This is a genomic window from Salinispora pacifica DSM 45544, from assembly GCF_000378845.1.
GTDB lineage: Bacteria > Actinomycetota > Actinomycetes > Mycobacteriales > Micromonosporaceae > Micromonospora > Micromonospora pacifica.
The window spans coordinates 4,934,783-4,954,447 of record NZ_KB905359.1; the positions used below are offsets into that span (position 1 = coordinate 4,934,783).

At 69.6% G+C, this 19,665-nt stretch carries 20 protein-coding genes; 13 read left to right on the forward strand and 7 right to left on the reverse strand.

The genetic code is table 11. The features are described 5' to 3' along the window. Positions 1–35: 35 nt before the first annotated feature. The 4 genes from SALPAC3_RS0122600 (at position 36) to SALPAC3_RS28455 (ending at position 4,089) form a co-directional block, all read left to right on the forward strand. Complete coding sequence (locus SALPAC3_RS0122600) at positions 36–857, forward strand: hypothetical protein (protein ID WP_018223444.1); 822 nt, start codon at positions 36–38, stop codon at positions 855–857. A 172-nt stretch (positions 858–1,029) separates the two neighbouring features. Further along, positions 1,030–1,467, forward strand: coding sequence for a carboxymuconolactone decarboxylase family protein (locus SALPAC3_RS0122605; protein WP_018223445.1), 438 nt, complete (start codon positions 1,030–1,032; stop codon positions 1,465–1,467). Positions 1,468–1,553: 86 nt separating this feature from the next. Next, the gene (locus tag SALPAC3_RS0122610; RefSeq protein WP_026185827.1) at positions 1,554–3,821 is read left to right on the forward strand and encodes a transglycosylase domain-containing protein; all 2,268 of its coding nucleotides are present in this window, start codon (positions 1,554–1,556) and stop codon (positions 3,819–3,821) included. Between the two features lie 97 nt (positions 3,822–3,918). Continuing rightward, on the forward strand, positions 3,919–4,089 hold the full coding sequence (locus SALPAC3_RS28455) for a hypothetical protein (RefSeq protein ID WP_018223447.1): 171 nt from the start codon (positions 3,919–3,921) through the stop codon (positions 4,087–4,089). Positions 4,090–4,184: 95 nt separating this feature from the next. Here the strand turns inward: SALPAC3_RS28455 and SALPAC3_RS27500 are convergent, their stop codons facing one another. The 3 genes from SALPAC3_RS27500 to SALPAC3_RS28460 form a co-directional block, all read right to left on the reverse strand. After that, the gene (locus SALPAC3_RS27500) at positions 4,185–4,424 is read right to left on the reverse strand and encodes a hypothetical protein (RefSeq protein WP_080635217.1); all 240 of its coding nucleotides are present in this window, start codon (positions 4,422–4,424) and stop codon (positions 4,185–4,187) included. A gap of 122 nt (positions 4,425–4,546) precedes the next feature. After that, entirely contained in the window at positions 4,547–4,750 is a 204-nt protein-coding gene (locus tag SALPAC3_RS0122620; RefSeq protein WP_018223448.1) for a hypothetical protein, read from the reverse strand. A 136-nt stretch (positions 4,751–4,886) separates the two neighbouring features. Then, complete coding sequence (locus SALPAC3_RS28460) at positions 4,887–5,525, reverse strand: hypothetical protein (protein WP_198290376.1); 639 nt, start codon at positions 5,523–5,525, stop codon at positions 4,887–4,889. Here SALPAC3_RS28460 and rpmF point away from each other — a divergent pair. The 3 genes from rpmF (at position 5,488) to SALPAC3_RS0122635 (ending at position 7,663) form a co-directional block, all read left to right on the forward strand. Further along, on the forward strand, positions 5,488–5,667 hold the full coding sequence (rpmF, locus tag SALPAC3_RS27515; RefSeq protein ID WP_026270659.1) for a 50S ribosomal protein L32: 180 nt from the start codon (positions 5,488–5,490) through the stop codon (positions 5,665–5,667). The two genes, SALPAC3_RS28460 and rpmF, sit on opposite strands and share 38 nt — an antisense overlap. Then, positions 5,664–6,896, forward strand: coding sequence for a GTP-binding protein (locus SALPAC3_RS0122630; RefSeq protein ID WP_018223450.1), 1,233 nt, complete (start codon positions 5,664–5,666; stop codon positions 6,894–6,896). The genes rpmF and SALPAC3_RS0122630 overlap by 4 nt, the downstream gene beginning before the upstream one ends. 74 nt (positions 6,897–6,970) lie before the next feature. After that, the gene (locus SALPAC3_RS0122635; protein ID WP_018223451.1) at positions 6,971–7,663 is read left to right on the forward strand and encodes a VOC family protein; all 693 of its coding nucleotides are present in this window, start codon (positions 6,971–6,973) and stop codon (positions 7,661–7,663) included. 76 nt (positions 7,664–7,739) lie between these two features. Here the strand turns inward: SALPAC3_RS0122635 and SALPAC3_RS0122640 are convergent, their stop codons facing one another. After that, positions 7,740–8,435 (reverse strand): SDR family oxidoreductase, encoded by a 696-nt coding sequence (locus SALPAC3_RS0122640; protein ID WP_033775056.1) that lies wholly within the window; start codon positions 8,433–8,435, stop codon positions 7,740–7,742. A gap of 471 nt (positions 8,436–8,906) precedes the next feature. Here SALPAC3_RS0122640 and SALPAC3_RS28880 point away from each other — a divergent pair, with 471 nt between their 5' ends. The 3 genes from SALPAC3_RS28880 to SALPAC3_RS0122655 all read left to right on the forward strand — a co-directional run bounded on the left by SALPAC3_RS28880 (position 8,907) and on the right by SALPAC3_RS0122655 (position 10,401). After that, on the forward strand, positions 8,907–9,227 hold the full coding sequence (locus SALPAC3_RS28880) for a hypothetical protein (RefSeq protein ID WP_232430531.1): 321 nt from the start codon (positions 8,907–8,909) through the stop codon (positions 9,225–9,227). Positions 9,228–9,451: 224 nt separating this feature from the next. After that, entirely contained in the window at positions 9,452–10,219 is a 768-nt protein-coding gene (locus SALPAC3_RS0122650; protein ID WP_018223454.1) for a DUF5753 domain-containing protein, read from the forward strand. Continuing rightward, a complete protein-coding gene (locus tag SALPAC3_RS0122655; protein ID WP_018223455.1) occupies positions 10,210–10,401 on the forward strand; it encodes a DUF397 domain-containing protein in 192 nt (63 codons plus the stop codon). The genes SALPAC3_RS0122650 and SALPAC3_RS0122655 overlap by 10 nt, the downstream gene beginning before the upstream one ends. A 75-nt stretch (positions 10,402–10,476) precedes the next feature. Here SALPAC3_RS0122655 and SALPAC3_RS0122660 read toward each other — a convergent pair whose 3' ends face one another. Beyond that, complete coding sequence (locus SALPAC3_RS0122660) at positions 10,477–11,352, reverse strand: chymotrypsin family serine protease (protein ID WP_026185829.1); 876 nt, start codon at positions 11,350–11,352, stop codon at positions 10,477–10,479. A gap of 137 nt (positions 11,353–11,489) precedes the next feature. Further along, on the reverse strand, positions 11,490–13,856 hold the full coding sequence (locus SALPAC3_RS0122665) for a helix-turn-helix domain-containing protein (RefSeq protein WP_026185830.1): 2,367 nt from the start codon (positions 13,854–13,856) through the stop codon (positions 11,490–11,492). A gap of 270 nt (positions 13,857–14,126) precedes the next feature. On the opposite strand from SALPAC3_RS0122665, the gene SALPAC3_RS0122670 reads away from it, so the two are divergent. Together SALPAC3_RS0122670 and SALPAC3_RS0122675 are read left to right on the forward strand one after the other, a co-directional pair. After that, complete coding sequence (locus SALPAC3_RS0122670; protein ID WP_018223458.1) at positions 14,127–14,936, forward strand: TrmH family RNA methyltransferase; 810 nt, start codon at positions 14,127–14,129, stop codon at positions 14,934–14,936. Positions 14,937–15,043: 107 nt separating this feature from the next. After that, positions 15,044–16,834: a PucR family transcriptional regulator gene (locus SALPAC3_RS0122675; protein WP_018223459.1), complete on the forward strand. Its 1,791-nt coding sequence runs from the start codon at positions 15,044–15,046 to the stop codon at positions 16,832–16,834. Here the strand turns inward: SALPAC3_RS0122675 and SALPAC3_RS0122680 are convergent. Beyond that, entirely contained in the window at positions 16,803–18,176 is a 1,374-nt protein-coding gene (locus tag SALPAC3_RS0122680; RefSeq protein WP_018223460.1) for a MurL-like N-terminal domain-containing, read from the reverse strand. The genes SALPAC3_RS0122675 and SALPAC3_RS0122680 overlap by 32 nt on opposite strands. 86 nt (positions 18,177–18,262) lie before the next feature. On the opposite strand from SALPAC3_RS0122680, the gene murD reads away from it, so the two are divergent. Continuing rightward, positions 18,263–19,609 (forward strand): UDP-N-acetylmuramoyl-L-alanine--D-glutamate ligase, encoded by a 1,347-nt coding sequence (gene murD / locus SALPAC3_RS0122685; protein ID WP_018223461.1) that lies wholly within the window; start codon positions 18,263–18,265, stop codon positions 19,607–19,609. The last annotated feature ends 56 nt before the right edge of the window (positions 19,610–19,665 follow it).

A 19,665-nucleotide genomic window follows, 5' to 3' on the forward strand; every position in this document is an offset into this window, starting at 1 on the left:
GCGTCCCGCACCGCTCGGGCGGAGCGAGGTGACAGATGAAGAAGGCGGACAGGCGACGCCGCTCCTCGGCGTCGGAAGCCGGGACGCACGATCCGGTCGCGCCACTGGGTACCCGCCGTACCGGTGGCGGCTTCGCGGTGTTGCCGTTCATCGGGGAACCGCCGCCACGGTTGCCGGCTACCGACGCGACCTGGGCGTGGTCGATCCGTCGGCTGGCCCGCGCGGCGGTGTGGCTGCTACCCGCGTACGCGATCCTCTACGGGATCGTTTCGATGGCGAGCGACCGGGGCATCGGCAACGCGCCGTACCCGACCGATGGCCGCCCGCTCTTCCTGGTCAGCTGGCTGCTGGCGATCTGGTTGGGGCTGCTCGCGGTACTCGCGCTGACTGGTCTGCTGGCGGCGACCCGGAGTCGACGAGCCGCGGTGATCGGGCTCCTGTTCAGTATCGCGGGCCTGGTGTTGATGTTGCCGTTCGCCGGCTTGGCCGCGCAGACGCCGGTCTTCGGCACCACCGCCCGGGTCCTGGTTCTGGTCGGCTCCGGCTGCTACAGCGTGGGTTGGCTGGCGACCGGCTGGGCGGTCGCCCGTTCCGGCATGTTCAGCATGGGCGACGGCGTGATGTTGATGATCGCGGCGCCGCTGCTCGGCCTGGCGGGTTCGCTGCTTGGTTCGTTGCAGACCTTCGGCGCGATCTTCGCGCTGATCGCCGGCATCGGCATTGGCTACCGCTCCGGCCGCCTGCTGCCCCGGGACATCATTCGCGACGTCACCAATGCCAGCCTTCCCACGACCGTGCCGGCGGCGCCCGCCACCGGTGGCCCGGCCGGGACCGGCGGACCGTTGGCCGCGGGCTGACCTGTCTCGGCCCGGATCACCACGGGGCTGGCAGGTCTGTCGTCGGGCTAGTTTCAGACACGTCGGTACCCTCCCCGGTTCTACTCCCGCATGGTTGGTGACAGTCCCCTGGGTCCGAAGGGACCCACGTCACTGCTGACAGCGATGAGGGAGCACACCGATGGAAGCGCGCATGCCAAGTCTGACCGGTCCCGACGTGATGACAGCGGTCCAGCATCTCGGTCAGGCGATCCACGCCGGGGGCGTCGCCCCGGGCCTGCTGGCCCTGATTCACCTGCGGATCAGCCAAATCAATAGTTGCAGCCCGTGTGTGTTCGGCGCGGTTCGGTCGGCGCGGGAGGCGGGGGAGACAGCGGAGCGGCTGCACAACGTGACCGCCTGGCGCGACACGCCCTTCTACACCGAGGCGGAGCGGGCGGCCTTCGCCCTGGCGGAGGCGGCCACCCGAATCCAGGACGGGGCACCGGGCGTGACCGACCAGATTTGGGACGACGCCACCGAACATTTCACCGAGGAGCAACTGGGTGCGATAACCCTCCAGATCGCACTGGCCAACTTCTTTAATCGCATTAACCACACTATTCGGGAGCAAGCCGGTAAAACATGGTGAAGAGGGTGAGGTGTCGTCCCTTGCCTGGTATGTCCGCCTGACCGGCCTCCCGAGCGGTTACACCGGGAATTAGCTGGCAGTAGCCGGTGAATTGGCTGACAGTCGTCGTTCAGGCTGGCCGGTCTGCGCATTTCCTGGCAATCCTGGACGCCATGGCCCTGCCCCGTACGCCGCTGTCTCGGCTGTTCACCGTGCTGCTCGCCGGCCTGCTCGCTGGTCTTGTCCTGGCGGTCACCGTGCTGCCGGGCAATTTGCTGCTCGGGTTCGCGGCCCGGTCGGCGCTCGGGAGCTACTCGTCGCTGCCGGACGTGCTGCGGACCCCGGCCACCCCACAGCGCTCCTACCTCTACGCCAACGACGGCACGACGCTGATCGCGAGCTTCTACGACGTCAACCGCACCGACGTGGGGCTGGCCGAGATCGCGCCGTCGCTGCAGGCGGCGATCGTGGCGGCCGAGGACCGCCGCTTCTACGACCACGGCGGCGTGGACCTGCGGGGGATGGCCCGGGCCCTGGTCGCCAACGTGACCGGCGGCGAGACCTCGCAGGGCGGCTCGACCCTGACCATGCAGTACGTCCGCAACGTACTCAAGACCGACCCCGGGCTGACGGCCGAGGAGCGCGCCGCCGCCACCGAGCAGACCGTCGAACGCAAACTTCAGGAAATCCGGTACGCCAACGCGCTCGAGCAGCAGCTCAGCAAGGACGAGATCCTCAACCGCTACCTGAACATCGCCTACTTCGGCGCCGGCGCGTACGGCGTCTCGGCGGCCAGCCAGCGGTACTTCGCCAAGACCCCGGCGGAGCTGACCCTCAGCGAGTCGGCGCTGCTCGCCGGCCTGGTGCAGTCGCCCGAGGCGTACAACCCGATCGACGGCGACCAGGAGGCGGCGCTGAACCGGCGGGCGTACGTGCTCGACGCGATGGTCGCCACCGGCGAGATCACCGCTGCCGAGGCCGCCACCGCGAAGGTGGAGCCGCTGACGTTGCGCCCCACCTCCCAGCCCAACGGCTGCACCGCCCCGACCGGTGGCGCGGACGACTGGGGCTTCTTCTGCGACTACGTACGCCAGTGGTGGCTCACCCAGCCCGCCTTCGGGGAGACCGTCGAGGAGCGGGAGCAGGCGCTGCGCCGGGGCGGCTACACGGTGGTCACCTCGCTGGACCCGGAGCTGCAGGCGACGGCGCAGCAGCAGGTCACCAGCGTCTACGGGTACGACAACGAGCGGGCGCTGCCGCTCGCGGCGGTGGAGCCCGGCACCGGCCGGGTGCTCGCGATGGCGGTGAACCGGCACTACAGCCTGGCGGAGAACCCGGCCGGGCAGCCGAACTACCCGAACACGGTGAACCCGCTCATCTCCGGCGGCGGCAGCATCGCCGGCTACCAGGCCGGTTCGACCTTCAAGCTGTTCACCATGCTCGCCGCCCTGGAGGCGGGGATGCCCCTCGCCACCGGCTTCGACGCGCCCAGCCAGTTGCCCACCCGGTACCCGGCCGAGGGCGACGCGAGCTGCGACGGACGCTGGTGCCCGAGCAACGCCAACCCGGCGTGGATGGACGGCTACCGGATGATGTGGGACGGCTTCGGCCGTTCGGTGAACACGTACTTCGTCTGGCTCTCCGAGCAGGTCGGCCCGGAGAAGGTGGTGGAGATGGCGCAGCGCCTCGGCATCACCTTCCGGTCCGACGCGGACGCGGCGTTCGCCGAGAACAACGCCGAGAACTGGGGTTCGTTCACCCTCGGTGTGGCCGCCGCCACCCCACTGGACCTGGCCAACGCGTACGCCACCGTCGCGGCCGAGGGGACGTACTGCGAGCCGCTGCCGGTGGTCTCGGTGACCGCGCCGGACGGCTCGGCGGTGCCGGTCGCACCGTCCTGCGAGCGGGTGCTCGACGCGGAGGTGGCGCGGGCCGCCACCGACGCCGCCCGCTGCCCGGTCGGCCAGCAGTCCTCGACCAACCAGTGCAACGGCGGCACCGCCACCTCGGTGAACCAGATCCTGGGTGGTCGGCCGGTCGCCGGCAAGACCGGCAGCTCAGAGGGGAACGCCACGGAGAGCTTCGTCGGCTTCACCCCGCAGATCGCGGTCGCCGGCATCGCCGCGAACCCCGACGACACCACCGACGCGGTCGGCAGTGCGGTGCAGGCGCAGGTGATCGACGCGGTCGCTGAGGTGATCTCCACCGCCGTGCAGGGGCAGCCGGAGCAGGCGTTCGTCGCGCCCAGCCGGGAACTGGTCGGTGATCCGCGCCGCCCGGTCGAACGGCCTGAGCCGGACCGTGGGCGGCCGGAGCCCGGCGACGACCGTGGTCCCTTCGCCGACCTGCGTCGTTGGCTTGAGAGCCGTGGCTGAGATAGCGCGCTCGGGAAAAGTTCCGTGGTGATGACGGCTCGACGTAGCGGTTCTACCGGCCGATCGTGGCGTTGATCTCGGCGATGGCTTCGCGCCAATGCATCGACTGGCGTTCCTGGCCGAGATGGACGTGGTCGGCGCAGAACCAAAAGGCGTTGGCCGGATGTCCGACCCATCCTCGGTCTCGGGCTACCGCGCGTCCTACTTCTTCCTGTTCGCGGGGGCCGAAGTAGATGAGGGTGAAATGGTCAACTGGGCCGGTCTCTGAGCGACAGACGACGCAGTCTGGGGGCTTCATGGGGCGAGTGTCTTCCGCTTGATCCGGACGATCCACCCTCTCGGAGGTCAAGCGCTCGTAACCCGTCATCTACGAAGCACGGCGTAGATCCAGCCAGAATCGTTGACGGTGAGGAGCTTCCAGCCGAACGCCTCGAGCACCTCCGCGGCTGCTAGGATGCGCGTGATCCTTTCAGTGCTCGTTGCGATAGAATAGATGGCTATTAGCCGGTAGGGGTATCCACGAAGATCGACGTGACCATTCAAAATCGCCTCGGCAGTGACTATGCGCCTGCGTATTATGTGGTCAGGTGTCTGCCAGGTCATGCCCCACCCTAGCCGTTGACGTGTTTGGCCGTTCACGTTAGACCCCCTGTTGGGGCGGCCTTTCGGTGCGGTTGCGCGTGGTCGCACGAGCCGTCCTCCGAATGGCGAGGTCGGCGGAGAGGCTACGCGACGATGTCGGTGTCAGCGGTCCCACCTGCGGTGGCGGCGGCCAGGTCGGTCGCCTCGGCGCTGGGTTGAAGGCCGACGACGCGGTCGTCCTGCAGGCTTCGAACCGGCTCACGCTGCGCCTGCTGCCCTGTGATGTCCTGGCCCGAGTGGGCGATGGCGGGCACCAGGAGGCGCGGCTCGAAATCGAGCTCGCGCAACGGCTCGCGGATTCTGGGAGCCCGGTGGCTGTTCCTGCCCTCGGGTCGAGCCGCGTGTCTACCCGCAGAATGGCTACGCGGTGACGTTCTGGACCTTCTACGAACCGCTGGCATCCACGGTGGCATCCCTAGCGGACTACGCGAGTGCCCTGCATCGGAGACGTGCTGCCGGGGGCCGGCCGAATTCGACCTCACCCCTGCGCCCGAAGAGGTCGGCGAGCACTATCCCGGTGTCGACAAAGGCTTGCTCCGCGAGTGCCGGATCCTGGTGCTGGCGGTGATCACAGCATGGCGTTGGGATCGAGCGGATCGACTTCCCAAGGGGCGCCAGCTCGGCGCGGATTGGCTCCGCCAGCTTCGCGCTGCGCTCGACCGCACCGGCTGACCGGGCGAGGGTTCCGGTCTCATCGGTCATCCTCGCCTTCGCGTTCCAGATTGCGCCGGTCACCCAAGGCTCGCGGTGGTCGACCACGGTGTAGCACGTCGTGGCGCGGCGGATGTCGGTATCCGGGGGACGTGCGGTCCGCTGCTCGGCGAGCTGACCACCGCCGAACCCAAGAAACTGCGCTACCGGCTCCTGCCCGTCGTCGGCGCCAGCCACCAGCGTCGCCACCTCAACGCGCAGCGCGATGACCGCCGCGGTGTCCCACCTCACGCCGAAGATCGGAACCGCAGTTATGGAAACGACAACCGTTACCGATAGGCTCTGGTGTGACCTGTCGAAGAAGGAGATCGTCATGGCCGTTCCGAAGCGGAAGATGTCGCGGTCGAACACCCGGCACCGGCGGGCGCAGTGGAAGGCGAGCGTGCCGCAGTTGACCCCCTGCCCCTGTCCACGGAAGGAGATGGTGGTGCCGCACCGGGCCTGCACGCACTGCGGCCTGTACAAGGGGCGCCCAGTGGTGGATACGCCGTGAGTGACCGGCTGCCGGTGACGGTGCTGTCGGGGTTCCTCGGGGCCGGCAAGACCAGCCTGCTCAATCATGTCCTGGCCAACCGTGACGGACTGCGGGTAGCGGTGATCGTCAACGACATGAGTGAGATCAACATTGACGCCGCGTTGGTCCGCGACGGCGGTGCGTTGTCGCGTACCGAAGAGCGGCTGGTGGAGCTGACAAATGGCTGCATCTGCTGCACGCTGCGCGACGACCTGCTCGACGAGGTGGCGCGGCTGGCGCGCCTGGGCCGGTTCGACTATCTGCTGATCGAGTCCAGTGGGATCTCCGAACCGATGCCGGTGGCCGCCACGTTCGCCTTCGGCGTGGAGGCCGGACAGATCCTGGACGACCTGGCCCGGTTGGACACCACGGTCACTGTGGTCGATGCCGCTGGTCTGCTGGCTCGGATCGAGGCGGGGGAGACGCTTGAGTCGCGCGGCCTGGCCGCGTACGAGGGGGACGACCGGAGCATCGCCGACCTGCTGGTTGACCAGATCGAGTTCGCCGATGTGCTGGTGGTGAACAAGACCGATCTGTTGGCCCCGGAGGACCTGACGGTCGTGGAGGCTCTGCTGACCCGACTCAACCCGGCCGCCCGTCAGGTCCGGGCCATGCACGGCCGGGTGCCACCAGCAATGATCCTCAATACCGGCTGGTTCGACCTGGAGCGGGCGGAGACCACGCCCGGTTGGGTGGCTGAGCTCAACGGTGAGCACGTGCCGGAGACCGAGGAATACGGCATCTCCAGCATCGTGTTCCGCGACCACCGGCCGTTCCACCCGCAGCGCCTGTGGGAGCTGCTCGCCGACGGCTTGGACACCTTCGGGGTGGTGCGATCGAAAGGGTTCCTGTGGCTGGCCAGCCGGCCGGACGTGATGGCCCTCTGGTCGCAGGCCGGTGCGTCCGGGCGGTGCGACCCGGCGGGCGTGCCGATCGCGGTGTCTGGGGAGTGGCCGGAGGACCCGGTCGAACGGGCGGACCTGGAGTCTCGCTGGCATCCGGTGTTCGGTGACCGGCAGCAGGAGTTGGTCCTCATTGGCGTCAACCTGGACAGCGAAGGGCTGCGGGCTGCCCTGACCGCCTGCCTGCTCACCGATTCGGAGGTCGCCGCCGGGGAATCCTGGTGGCGGGCACTGCCCGACCCGTTTCCCGAGTGGGATCTGGGTGACCTGCACGAACACGAACACGCCGAGCCGGTCCAGGCCTAGGTCAAGTCGGCGATGATCACCCTAATTCGTAACCGTATTGTCCGAGTCGTAACCGTTACTTCGTAGGGAATCGCATGCGTTGCAGCCACATCCTGCACCGGGTGGATGACATCCACGCCGCTGTGCGAGCGTTCCAGCAGGTCGGGTTCACGGTCGTGTACGGTCGGCGGCCCGACCGTAGTTCGAATGCGCTGATCTGGTTCGAGGAGGGTCCGTTTATTGAGCTGGTTCGGGTTCCGCGGCTGTCTCTACCGCTACGGTGGGCGGTCCAGCTATACGGCGGCCGTGGCCTGCGGCGGCGGGTGGAACGGTGGGCCGGACAGGACCATTCGTGGATCGATGTGTCTGTCGAGACCGACGACGAGTCGATCGGTGCCGAACGGGATCGGCTCGTCGCCGCGGGCGTGCCGATGAGCCGGATTCTGAACATGCGCAGGGCGACCCCGGACGGCGTCACCCTGCGCTGGCAGCTCGCCGTGCCACAGGACCCGAGCCTGCCGTTCGCCATGTCCGCCTACCGGCCGTCAGCCCGGCCGGAGCGGGTCGTGCACGCCAACGGAGCCACCGCGGTCGCGCGCGTTCACGTCGCGGTCCCAGCGGCCACCCGCGCGGCCTGGCAGTCACTCCTCGACGGTGCGGACCCGTGGATCCGGTTGGCGGACGGCGACGGCGACGGCGTCCGGCTGGTCGAGCTGTCGGGTCTGACCGCGCCCCTGGATCTGAAGTCCATCGGTGGGTTGCCGCTACAGCCGGTCGACTCGCCATGACCACGCTCGGTGGGGGCCGCTCCACGTGGTGCCGGGCGCTGTAACCCGAGGTGCGGGTGGAACCAGATGTCTCCCGTCACGAGCCAGGAACGGCCACGGACACGTCGGTGATCTCCATGTCAGGGGGCGACATGAGCGCTGCCAGCACGGTCCGGGCTACGCTGCGCGGCTGGATATACGCCTGCGCCACGTACTCGGCGCCCTCCTGCCGATGGATGGCTCGCTGCATCTCGGTGGCTGTCCTGCCGGGGTAAACGCTTGTCACGCGAACTCCGTGGGGGCCCTCCTCCGCGCGCAACGCCTGCGCGAGTGCGCGGGCCGCGTGCTTGCTTGCGGAGTATGCGCCCCACCCGGGGCTGGTGCGAAGGCCCTGACCGGAGTTGACAAAGACCACCTGGCCGCGCGCGGTCCGGAGCGCGGGCAACAGACAACGGGTGAGCTCAGCTGGGCCTGCCACGTTGACTTTGTACTGTTCCATCCAACTGTTGGTCTCGGAGTCGGCGATGGAGCCCAGCTGGGCCAGACCGGCGCTGTGCACGAGACCATCGATGGGGCTGTCTCTGGCGGCCAGCGCGGATCCGTGAGCGGCGATGCCCTCCACGTCAAGCAAATCGAGCACAAGGGTCTCGCATCCGCCCAGTCGCCCGGCCGCTGCGTCGAGACGCCCGCGGTGGCTACCCACCAAGACCAGTTGATGCCCCTGCTCATGCAGCAGCTCCGCGACGGCTCCGCCGATGCCGCCAGTGGCCCCGGTAATCACATATCTGCCCATCAGGCCTCCGTCAGCCGAAGAGGTGGTAGCGGTCGAGTCACCCTCCGCCATCCGGGCCGCGATCTCCGCATGGCATCGTCCTTCGGAGAATTGATCGGCGTATGCGTCACGGAGGGGTATGTGGCCAGAACCTACCTCAGCGATGGTGAGACGGTAGAGCCCAGCCGTCCCTTCCCTCCGGTGTTCCCGCGCTGTTGCTGATCGCCCAGCGCTCCGGCTTTGTCTGCCCGGAGCTCACCGCCCGCCGGCAGGTCCTCGGTGTCTGGGTGGTGGCGGCGGTACTCAACGGAGAGGGCTACCCGACGATGTCGGTGTCAGCGGTCCCACCTGCGGTGGCGGCGGCCAGGCGGATTTCGGGAGCCCGGTGGCTGTTCCTGACCCTCGGGTCGAGCCGCGTGTCTACCCGCAGAATGGCTACGCGAGGGCGTTCTGGACCTTCTACGAACGGTGGCATCCGCAGTGGTCTCCCCGGTGGACTACGCGAGTGCGCTGCATCGGCTGCACGCCGGCATGCGTATGTTGGCGACAAAGGGTGGGGTGCTGTTTATTGATTTGGAGACGTGCTGCCGGCGACCGGTCGAATTCGACCTCGCCCACGCGCCCGAGGAAGTCGGCGAGCACTATCCCGGTGTCGACAAAGGTTTGCTCCGCGAGTGCCGGATCCTGGTGCTGGCGATGATCACCGCATGGCGTTGGGATCGAGCGGATCGACTTCCCAATGGACGCCAGCTCGGCGCGAAATGGCTTCGCCAGCTGCGCGCAGCGCTCGACAGTCTCGACATTCTCGGCTGACCGGCCGACGGTTCTACTCTCATCGGTCATCCTCGCCTTCGCGTTCTGGATCGAACTGTCCACCCCATTCCGGGTACGGATGCCCCTTCCGCGCCTCCGCCGGAATTTGGGTCTTCCCCCAACGCGCCTCCATGACGCACACTCTGTCAACACGCCACGGGATGAAGACACAGCATTTGTGCACGTTGTTGGGACGTCCGAGAACATCCCTGAATGGAGGCAGGATGAACTATGCATTGCAGCGGGCCATGGTGGAGGCGGGGGAGACCGCGGAGAGCCTGGCTGCCCAGACCGGCGTCGACCCGAAAACTGCGGCGCGTTGGATTACGCCGGGACGTATTCCGCGGCCCCGTCGCCGCCTGCAGGTGGCCACCATCCTCGGTCGGGAGGTCGAGGAGCTTTGGCCGGATGTCGTCAAACGTCGCGAGCCGGAGTGGTTGCGGGAATGGGTTGACTGGGAGCGTGAAGCGGTCGCGGTGCGCTGGTTCGAGCACACCTGGATTCCCGGCCTGCTCCAAACGGAGGACTACGCCCGCGCGACCCTCGCCGGCGAGGCACTGACCCCGGGCGAGGTCGACGAGCTCGTCGCCTCCCGGATCAGTCGACAGGCCATCCTCCGCACCGAACGCCCCCCGCTGCTGACCGCCGTCATCTTCGAGGGAGTGCTCTACCAGTCGGCCTACGGCGACCGCCGGGTGATGCGCGAACAGCTTGAGTTTCTCGCCGAGCGCGCCACCGACGACACGGTGCAGGTCCACCTGGTGCCCAAGGACATCGGGATGTATCCGGGGCTCGGCGGCGGCTTCATCCTCGCCGAACTGCCCGAGGTCGAGCACGTCGCCCACGTCGACAGTCAGGCGCCCGCGCAGATCCTCCGACAGGCCGCCGACGTTGCTACCCTGAGCCGAAGGTGGGAGCGCATCAGGGGCGAATCCCTCCCCCGAGCTTCCTCCTTGGAGCTGATCAGAGAAGCGGCGGGATCATGGACTTGACCGGTGCGCGATGGCGCAAAAGCAGCAAGAGCGGCAACAACGGTGGCTCGTGCGTTGAGGTCGCCGACAATCTCCCCGGCGTCGTCGGCGTCCGGGACTCCAAGGACCCGGCCGGGCCGGCGCTGGTCTTCGGCCCGGCGGCGTGGCGGGCCTTCGTCACCCGACTCCCCGACGGCAGCTGACCGACCCGACAGCGACGCGCCCGCCCCGAGGGCGGGCGCGTCGTTTCTGGAACCGGTGTCACCGGTCAATGGGGGTCACGGGTTGTGGGTCACCTCGAAGCCCGCACCATAGATGTCAGCGGGGTCGGCGGCGTCCCGAGCGCGAAGGTCGGCGAGGATGTTGGCGGAGCTGGTGTATTGGTACCACGGAATCTGCAGGCCCTTTCCCTTGGTGATGCCAGCCCACGGCCCTTCGGCCTGGAATCCGTTCTCCTCGGACGGGTAGGGGCTGCCCGGCACGTGCCAGATCGTCGGACCCCCCGAGTCGCCTAGCCGGTGTTGGGCCCAGGACCGGTAGATGCCGTCCGTATTGTGAGTAATGCCGGCATACCAGACGCCAAGCTGGCCCGAGACGATGATGTCATTGCTGCTGAGCCGCCCGGCACCGAGGAGCCGCTCGTTATCCAGCGCGGGGCTCAACGCGTTCGGGCTGGCAGTGCCGCCCGGGACCTCCACTTCACCGGTCTGTTTCAGGTGCGGGCCCTGTGCGGAGGGTGTCACCTCCGGGACCAGTTCGATGATCATGTAGTCCTTGGTTGGGTGTCCCGTAGCCGATCCCTCCTGGTCTTTGAAGTAGCGAATGTGACCAATCGGGCCGAATGTCGGGTCCTGTCGATGGTAGACGGGAGCGATGTTCTCATGGATCTCGCGATCGGCGTAATCCGGGTCGTTAATGCAGTGACCGGCCGAGATTGCGATCTTCCGGCCGTAGTCGTCGGTGCCCACCGCGCCGATCGTGCAGAAATTGTCGGGCGCAGTTGGGCTGAAGATGATCTGCATCGCGTTGTGGACGCGCTTTTCTGGCACCGCACTGGCGGTGCCAACACCGAGGGTGCTGCCGAGTAGCAGCCCCACGGAAACTGCACCCAGCCATCGAACTGGCATTCGTCGGCCGAATGGGATGACTCTCATGTGGACCTCCTTGTGTTGAGTGCCATTCCACCGTACGACACAGGCTGTTGGTGGAAATTAATTGCAAGATTGCTCACGATTGGCTAGCCATTCACGCCCACGCGGCGTAGGGCGCGGGTGAATGTGGATGGTGGCGCCTACCGCTTGCGGTACGAGTGGTTGATGTGCTCCTGAAGCCGGAAATGGCGGAACTGGTAAACCGCCCCGCTCTGCCGGAGTACGCCTCGGTGGTAGGCGTGATCCAGAAAGGCGATCGTGTTCCACGGCAGCCGGCCGGTCAGCGGCAGCCACACCCGGCACAGGATCACCCACTGCCCCCAGGCGGTGAAACAGAACGCGTACGACAGGGCGCTGCCCAGACCACCGGCAGCACCGATGATCAGCGCATCGGGCAACTCCCAGCTCAGTGGCCCGAGAGGTCCCTGGAGCAGGTTGACGACCAGCTGTCCACCGAAGGCGATGGTCAGGGCGAGCGCGGGGGCGAGGATGAGGACCTGTTGGCCCACGGTCGTCCGGTTCGCGGACAGGAGGTGGACCGGAGTGGCGGCGAAGGAAACGTCCACCGGCACCTCCAGCGCGGCCAGGAGCCCGAACACTAGCCCGACCGCCAAGCCAAAGATCAGCCCGAAGACCAGCATGTTGATGAGGGCGGCCCGGATCGCTTCGGGACTCGTGAGTGGGATGTCCCAGTACCGCGCGCGTACGACGGCGATGGCGCAGGCGCAGCCGACGCCCATCACGAATCCGCCCAGCAGGACAACCGCGAACCGGAGCGTGAACGCCCGGGCCGGCGGGCGGACCCTGCCGCTCCGGCCGCGACGTAGCCGGAGCCGCACGTGGGCCGGTTGGAAGGTGCCGCCGAAGGCGATGATCGCCGCGTAGACAGTCCCGAACGCGAGGCCGGCCGACAGGCCCATCATGGCCCCTTCCAGCAGGACCTGACCGCGGTCGGCCTGGGCCGTTACCAGCCCGATCGTCCAGGTTGCCCCGGCGACACACAGCGCGGAAACCACGGTCACGGCGGCGATCCGGGTCGAACGACGAAGGGAGTCACCGAGCTGCCACCACGCGAGGTCTCGCCGAGGTTGGTTGGGCCGCATCAACTGGTGGGCGAGGAAGCCGAGCCAGTGCCCGGCGCGCTGCGGGTTCCAGTTCCCGTTCCGGCTGCGGGAGCCGCCGGCGTTGCGCTCGGGGACCCACGGTCGGTACACCGCCGAGACGAAACCGGCCAGCAGGTGCTTCTCGATGGACTCCACGCTGGGGAAGCGGACGCTGTCCAGCAGCTCGGCCGGATCCCGGCCCGGTGCCTCGCTGTACATCGTCCGGGCCAGGGCGACCATCAGGGGAGTGGTCAGTACCTTCGTGAGGACCCCGCCCGCCGGGGACTGCCGGGTCCGCAGCTGTTCCAGTACGGGATCCCACCCCGCCACGGTCTCGTCGCGGCCGGCCGGGCGGGCGGTTCGGGGTAGGTAGGCCCTGAGATCGTCGAGGGTGAGATCAACGAGTTCGATGCCCGCTGCCCAGTTCAGCGGCGCCCCGGCTCCCCGTACCGCGTCGGCGTACTCGTCCCGGCGGCTGGTCAGCACCAGCGGCAGTGAGGTCGCGTTGAGGGCTTCGAGCGCGTCCCGCCGTAGGCCTTCGGCGATCTCGTCAAACCCGTCCAGGACCGGCAGGATGAGGTCTGCGTCGACCAGTGCGGCGGCCAGCGTCGGCCCGTCTGGAGTCCGGCGGGCCAGGTGTGGGTGATCCCGCAGCAGCTGACCGATCAGCCAGTCCCGCAGGGTGGTGGTTGTCGCGTCCCAGGTTCCGATGTTGAAGATCAGCGGCACTCGATCGGGAAGGGAAAGGGTCGCCAGGAAGTCCAGGACAAGCCTGATCAACAGGATCGACTTGCCCGAACCCGCCCGGCCCAGGATCGCCAACCGGCCGGACCGGATCCTCCGGTAGACCTCGGCGACACTGTGCAGCTCACCACCAAGGTCAAGCTGTGCCGTAGCTCCCGGTGGAAGGCGTTGGATGTTCACCGCGTAGTCCATCAGCGGTGCGGGGGCCGACCGCCAGCGCAACGGCAACGGAAACGGGTCGTGGACCTGGCGCCGCTCCTCCTCACGTTGCCACCGCCGCCGGGCTTCCCGCGCCAACGCGTCCGCAGCCGCCAGCACGGCGGCCGGCGGTGCCGATGCGGGAGCCCGATCCGACGGTGACCGGGGCGGCTCGCTCGCCGACCCAGTTGGGCCAGGAGCCGCGGGGGCGGCCTGAGTCATGGCCACGGCCGGGGTGCCGGCTCTCGCCAGCATCGTCGCCAGTAGCTCGCGGTCCGCGGGCCCGAGCTCAAGGGCGTCAGCCAACAGGTTCAGCGTTCCCAAACGGTGATCAATGTTTGTCGCCGACTCCAGGCGGCGAATCGTGCGGACACTCACCCCGGACCGTTCCGCCACCGCCTCCTGCGTCAATCCCGCTTGATTCCGTAGTTGGCGCAAGAGCGGTCCGAGTTGATCCGTCACCTCGCAGCTCCTCCCCAGGTGCGGCCATCGATCAGGGTAACGGTAGGTTCCGGTCACCGATGGCCGGTGCGATGGCCTGTCGTGGGACCCAGGCGGATGTCATCATCCGCGCCGCCCGATCCGCGCGTCGGCAGTCCGGCGGCGCCGGCACTGCCGGGGTGGGCGCGACGCTCGGCACCCACCCCCCGCCGGTTGCGCGACCAGCTGCGGTGCCCCTCGGGCGGGGCGGGTGGACGGGGCGCCGTCCGCGTCGTCCGGCAGAATCGTCCGGTGCCCGTCCACCAGATCACCGACCCCGACGACGACCGGATCGCCGACTACCGCGCCCTCACCGACGTGGAGCTGCGAACCCGCTGGGAGCCACCGCACGGCCTCTTCATCGCCGAGGGCGAGCTGGTGCTGCGGCGTGCGCTGCGCGCCGGCTACCCGGCGCGGTCCTACCTGGTGGACGCCAAGCGGGTGGAGCAGATCGCGGACCTGGACAACGGCGACGCCCCGGTCTACGCCGCCACCCCGGACGTGCTGCGCCAGGTGACCGGCTTCCACGTACACCGGGGGGTCCTGGCGTCGTTCCGCCGTCGGCCGCAGCCGACGGCGGCCGACGTGCTCGCCACCGCCCGCCGGGTGGTGATCCTCGAAGACGTGAACAACCACACCAACCTTGGGTCGATCTTTCGGGCCGTCGCCGGGCTCGGCGTGGACGCGGTGCTGCTCTCCCCGACCTGCGCCGACCCCCTCTACCGCCGCAGCGTCCGGGTCAGCATGGGGGAGGTGTTCGCCGTGCCCTACGCGACGCTCGGCCCCTGGCCCGAGGCGCTCGCCGAGGTCCGCGCCGCCGGCTTCTCCGTGCTGGCCCTGACCCCCGCCCCCGACGCGGTGCCGATCCAGCGCCTCGGACCGGACCAGCGGGCCCGGGCGGCGCTGCTGCTCGGCGCGGAGGGCTCGGGCCTGACCCGGGAGGCGATGGAGGCCAGCGACGTCCGGGTGGTCATCCCGATGCGCCGCGGTGTCGACTCGCTCAACGTGGCCGCCGCCACCGCCGTCGCCTGCTGGGAACTCGGCCGGGACGATCCGCTCTGACCACCGGTAACGGTCACCCCACACCGCGCCGCTCACCCCGGTTCAACCCCAGCCGCCGCGGGGCACGGGAGTTTAGTGACCAACGTCATACGAGGTAGCGTGTCGCCGTGTTCCCCACCATTCGGGAAGTGCTCGCGTTGGAGCCGGTGCGCTCCGGCGCGCCCCGCCTCGTCGCCGGTGAAGCCGCGCTGGACCGACGGGTCCGCTGGGTGCACGTGGCCGAGGTGCCCGACATCGCCTCCCTGCTCGGCGGCTCGGAACTGGTCCTGACCACCGGGATCGGGCTGCCGGCCGACAACGCCGGGCTGCGGGCGTTCATCGCGGACCTGGCGGCTGTTGGCGTCGCCGGCCTCGTCGTCGAGTTGGGCCGCCGCTACTTCGGCGGGGTGCCCCGGGCGATGGTCGCCGCCGCCGCCCGGCACGGGTTGCCCCTGGTCGAGCTGCGCCGAGCCACCCCGTTCGTGCGGGTCACCGAGGCGGTGCACGCGCTGATCGTGGACGCCCAGCTGGCCGAGCTACGCGCCACCGAGGAGATCCATCAGCGCTTCACCGAGCTCTCGATGGAGGGCGCGGGACCGGGAGAGGTGGTCCAGCAGGCAGCTGAACTCTCCGGCTGCGCGGTGGTGCTGGAGAACCTGTCCCGGCAGGTGCTCGCGTACGACCCGGCGGGGGGCAGCGCCGCCCTGCTGCTCGACGGCTGGGAGCAGCTCTCCCGGCGGATCCTGCCGGCCGGCCGGACCGCGTACGACGTGGACAACGGCTGGCTGGTGACCATGGTCGGCGCCCGGGGGCAGGACTGGGGGCGGCTGCTGGTGCGGTGGCTCGGTGCCGGCGGGGCGACCCCCGGGAACCGGCCGGACGCCCCGCCCACCCGACTGACGATCCTCGTGGAACGGGCGGCGTCCAGCCTCGCCCTGGGCCGGCTGATCCGGCGCGACGCCGAGGGCCTGGAACAGCAGTTGCACCGCACCCTACTGGCGGCCCTGCTCGACCACTCCCGGCCGGTGGACGAGGTGGCGCTGCGGGCCCGCGCCCTCGGCGTGCCGTTGGCGGGGCGGCACCTGGTGGGGGTGGTGGTCCGGTATCGGGCCGACGATCCGGCGCCGGCCAGGTCAGACGAGGGCAGTCACCTCACCGGGGGAGGCCCGCGGGCTGGCTCGGCCCGGCTGCGGGAACTCGCCGAGGCGGTCGGCCACGCCGTACATGAGGCGCAGCTGACCGCGTTGACCAGCGCGCTCGACGACCAGACGGTCGGCGTGCTGCTCGCGTTGACGGACCGCTCCGGCGAGGAACGGGCGCTCACAGCCTTCGTCACGGCCCTGGCCCGGGCCCGCCCGGACGTGTTCTCCGCGGACGTCAACGGCCGACGGGGCAGCGGGCGGAGCCCGGACCGCCCCGACCCGGCCGGCACCGCCGTGATCGGCGCCGGCTCGGGCGTGGGCAGTCTGCGGGAGGCACGCCGCTCCCTGGTCGAGGCGCGGCAGGTGGCCGAGGCGGCCCGCCGGGACCGGCGGGACCTGCCGATCTACCGACTGCCGCACGTCGGGCTCGCTGGCCTGCTGCACCTGTTGCGCGACGAGCCATCCCTACAGACCTTCGTCGAGCGGGAGCTGGGCGCCCTTCTCTCCTACGATGCGCAGCACCCCCGGGAGCAGCTACTCGGCACCCTGCGCGCGTACCTGGAACAGGGCCGCAACAAGTCGGCCGGCGCAGTCGCCGCGCACCTGTCCCGCCCGGCGTTCTACGAACGCCTGGCCCGGATCGGTCGAATCCTCGATGTGGACCTCGACTCGGTTGACGCCTGCCTCGGTCTGCACGTGGCCCTGCTGGCGCTGGACGCGATCCGCCGGCCGGTGGCGGTCAACGTCACCCGGGCAGGTTCCGAACCCGTTCGGTAAGGGAGTCGAGGGCGTCGGCGTACCGGGTGGGGATGAAGCTGGGTCCCCCCGGTGTGAAGACGGCCGAGTTGGCCGCCGTCTTCCAGGCCGAATCCGGGACCGCGTCGATCAGCGCGCGCACCACCGGCGCGTCGCGCCACCCCGGCTGCTCCGCGAGCAGGCTGAGCGCCACCACCGACTCCTCGACCTCGCCGACACACTCGAACGGCTTGTGCCCGTCCACGCCCAGCAGTTCCCGGTAGCCGGGTAGCTGCGCCGGGTCGGCCAGCAGGTCGCCGCCGAAGACCCCGGTGATCCGCTCGCGGGACATGAACGGCGCCAGGGCGAGGAAGACGAACCGGCACTTGGGGCAGTCCCGGCACCAGCGATCACTCGCGCCGCGCAGCTTGAACGCGGCGTTGCAACTGGTCACCACGGCGTCGTAGCCGTCGATCTGGGCGAAGGTCCGGGCGATGTGCAGCTCCGAGAGCTGGCGCAGCAGGGAGAAGTACGGGTCGGTGAGACCGGCGTGCTCCCCGAGCGCCCCGCGCAGCAGCCCCTCCGCCTCGACGCCCTTGGACCACTGGTGATTGATCTGGTGCCCGTCCCAGACCAGGTTCGGGTCCGACGCCGAGCGCTCGTTGGACATCACCACCGGGCCCAACCCGTTCAGCACCGAGGTGGCCACCGCGATCAGCGAGTTGATCGCGGTCACCGGAATGTGGCCGTTCAACGCACCGGCGGCGTTCAGGTCGAACAGCACCGGGTCGATGCGCCGTCGTGCGGCCAGCGCCGGCAACCCGGAGGCGACGTTCACCGCCTCGATCACCCGGTTGGGGTTGACCGAGAACGGCAACGGGTCCAGCCCGTCCCGGCGCAGCGCCTCCAGGCTGACGATCGAGTCCTTGCCGCCCCCCACCGCCGACAGTGGTCGCCGGTCCTCGGTGTCGTACCCGACCGGTGGGGTGAGCTCACCGGCGGGCACCTCGGGACGCAGCCGCAGCACGTGCGGCAGCGCGTTGCGGTACGCGTACTCGCCGAGGCCCTTGGTGTAGACGGCGGTGACCAGCGCGACGGCGGCCGGCCCCAGCGGAGCCGGCAGCACCAGCCGGTGCGGGGCGGCGGTCTTGTAGTAGCTGACCCCGGCGATCACGTGCAGCAGCTCCAGGACCCGCCCCAGGGTGGCTACCCGCTCATCCGAGGGGGGTGACGCGGGCAGCGGGAGGGTGATCACCTCCGTGAAACGTTGCTCGCCGTCCGGCCCGGTGAGAGCGTAGTCGAACAACGCCTCCCCGGTGGACAGGTCGAAGGAGTAGGACGGGAAGGTGAAGGCGTCCATCCGCCGCAGCTGCTCGTTGGGCACACGCCATACTAGGCCCTGGTTCGTCCGCCGTGCCCGAGTGCGCCCGGACCGCCCACCGACATCGTCGATATTCCGAGGGAGAGCCAGTGCGCCTGTCTGACCTGCGCGGACGCAAAGTCGCGGTCTGGGGGACCGGCCGGGAGGGACGAGCGGCGGTGGTCGCGATCGCCGCGCACGGCCCGGCGGACCTGGTTGCCGTGGACGACGGTGGCTCGACGGTCAGCCCGCCCTGGGACGGATTCCTGGCGACGGCGGCGCCATTGGTCACCGGTGACGCGGGGGCGCAACGGCTGGCCGCCGCCGACGTGGTGGTCCGCTCGCCGGGCGTGCCGAACACCCACCCGTGGCTGGCCGAGCTGCGGCGGCGTCAGGTGCCGGTGACCCAGGGCACCGCGCTCTGGATGGCCGACCACGCCGCCCGCACCGTCGGGGTCACCGGCAGCAAGGGCAAGAGCACCACGTCCAGCCTGATCAGCCACCTGCTCGCCGCGGTGGACCAGCCCAACGTCTTCGGCGGCAACATCGGGGTGCCGACGTTGGACCTGCCCGCGGCCGACCTCTACGTGCTGGAGCTCTCCAGCTACCAGTGCAGCGACCTGACCGACTCCCCCCGCGTCGCCGTGGTGACCGCGCTCTTCCCCGAGCACCTCGACGCCCACGGCGGCGAACGGGAGTACTACCGGGACAAGCTCAACCTGCTGGCCCACGGCCCGGAGACCGTCGTGGTCAACGGCGCCGACCCCCGGCTCGCCGCCGAACTCGGTGACCGGCCCGTGGTGCGCGCCGGCACCCCCGACACCACCCAGGTGGCGGGCGGCCCGGACGGCACGCCCTGGTTCCACCTCGGCGACCAGCCGCTCTTCCCCCGGGCGGTGCTGCCGCTGGTCGGACGGCACAACGAGGGCAACCTCTGCGTGGCGCTGGCCGTGCTCGACGTGCTCGGCGTCGACGTGCTCGCCCGCCGGGACACCCTGGCGGTCGCCGTCGCCGGGTTCCAGGGGCTGGCCCACCGGCTCACCGAGATCGTTGACCCGTCCGGTCTCACCTTCGTCGACGACACCCTCGCCACCAGCCCGTACGCGGCCATGCACGCGATCGACGCGTACGACGGGCGGCCGCTCACCGTGATCGTCGGCGGTGCCGATCGGGGTCTGGACTACACGCCGCTGCGCGATCACCTCGCCGAGCGGGAGATCACCATGATCGGCGTACCGGACAGCGGGGCGCGGATCGTCGCCGCGCTGGACGGGTTGCCGAAGGTCCGGTGTGAGGTCACCGACGATCTGGTCGGGGCGGTTCGGCTGGCCCGGCGGGTCACGCCGGCCGGCGGGGTGGTGCTGCTGTCGCCGGCGGCGCCGAGCTACGGGCAGTTCCGGAACTTCGAGCACCGCTCCGAGGTCTTCGCCCAGGCGGTCCGCGACACCGCCGACTGAGGCCGGGGAACTCTCCCGTGGCGGCTCGGCCCGGTGCTGCCGGACCACCCGCCATC

What these genes read in the sequence shown, in the direction of transcription:
- SALPAC3_RS0122600 (WP_018223444.1), top strand. Translation starts at nt 36, where the DNA reads ATGAAGAAGGCGGACAGGCGACGCCGCTCCTCGGCGTCGGAAGCCGGG.
- SALPAC3_RS0122605 (WP_018223445.1), top strand. Translation starts at nt 1,030, where the DNA reads ATGCCAAGTCTGACCGGTCCCGACGTGATGACAGCGGTCCAGCATCTC.
- SALPAC3_RS28455 (WP_018223447.1), top strand. Translation starts at nt 3,919, where the DNA reads ATGCATCGACTGGCGTTCCTGGCCGAGATGGACGTGGTCGGCGCAGAA.
- SALPAC3_RS27500 (WP_080635217.1), bottom strand. Translation starts at nt 4,424, where the DNA reads ATGACCTGGCAGACACCTGACCACATAATACGCAGGCGCATAGTCACT.
- rpmF (WP_026270659.1), top strand. Translation starts at nt 5,488, where the DNA reads ATGGCCGTTCCGAAGCGGAAGATGTCGCGGTCGAACACCCGGCACCGG.
- SALPAC3_RS0122635 (WP_018223451.1), top strand. Translation starts at nt 6,971, where the DNA reads ATGCGTTGCAGCCACATCCTGCACCGGGTGGATGACATCCACGCCGCT.
- SALPAC3_RS0122640 (WP_033775056.1), bottom strand. Translation starts at nt 8,435, where the DNA reads ATGGGCAGATATGTGATTACCGGGGCCACTGGCGGCATCGGCGGAGCC.
- SALPAC3_RS0122650 (WP_018223454.1), top strand. Translation starts at nt 9,452, where the DNA reads ATGAACTATGCATTGCAGCGGGCCATGGTGGAGGCGGGGGAGACCGCG.
- SALPAC3_RS0122655 (WP_018223455.1), top strand. Translation starts at nt 10,210, where the DNA reads ATGGACTTGACCGGTGCGCGATGGCGCAAAAGCAGCAAGAGCGGCAAC.
- SALPAC3_RS0122660 (WP_026185829.1), bottom strand. Translation starts at nt 11,352, where the DNA reads ATGAGAGTCATCCCATTCGGCCGACGAATGCCAGTTCGATGGCTGGGT.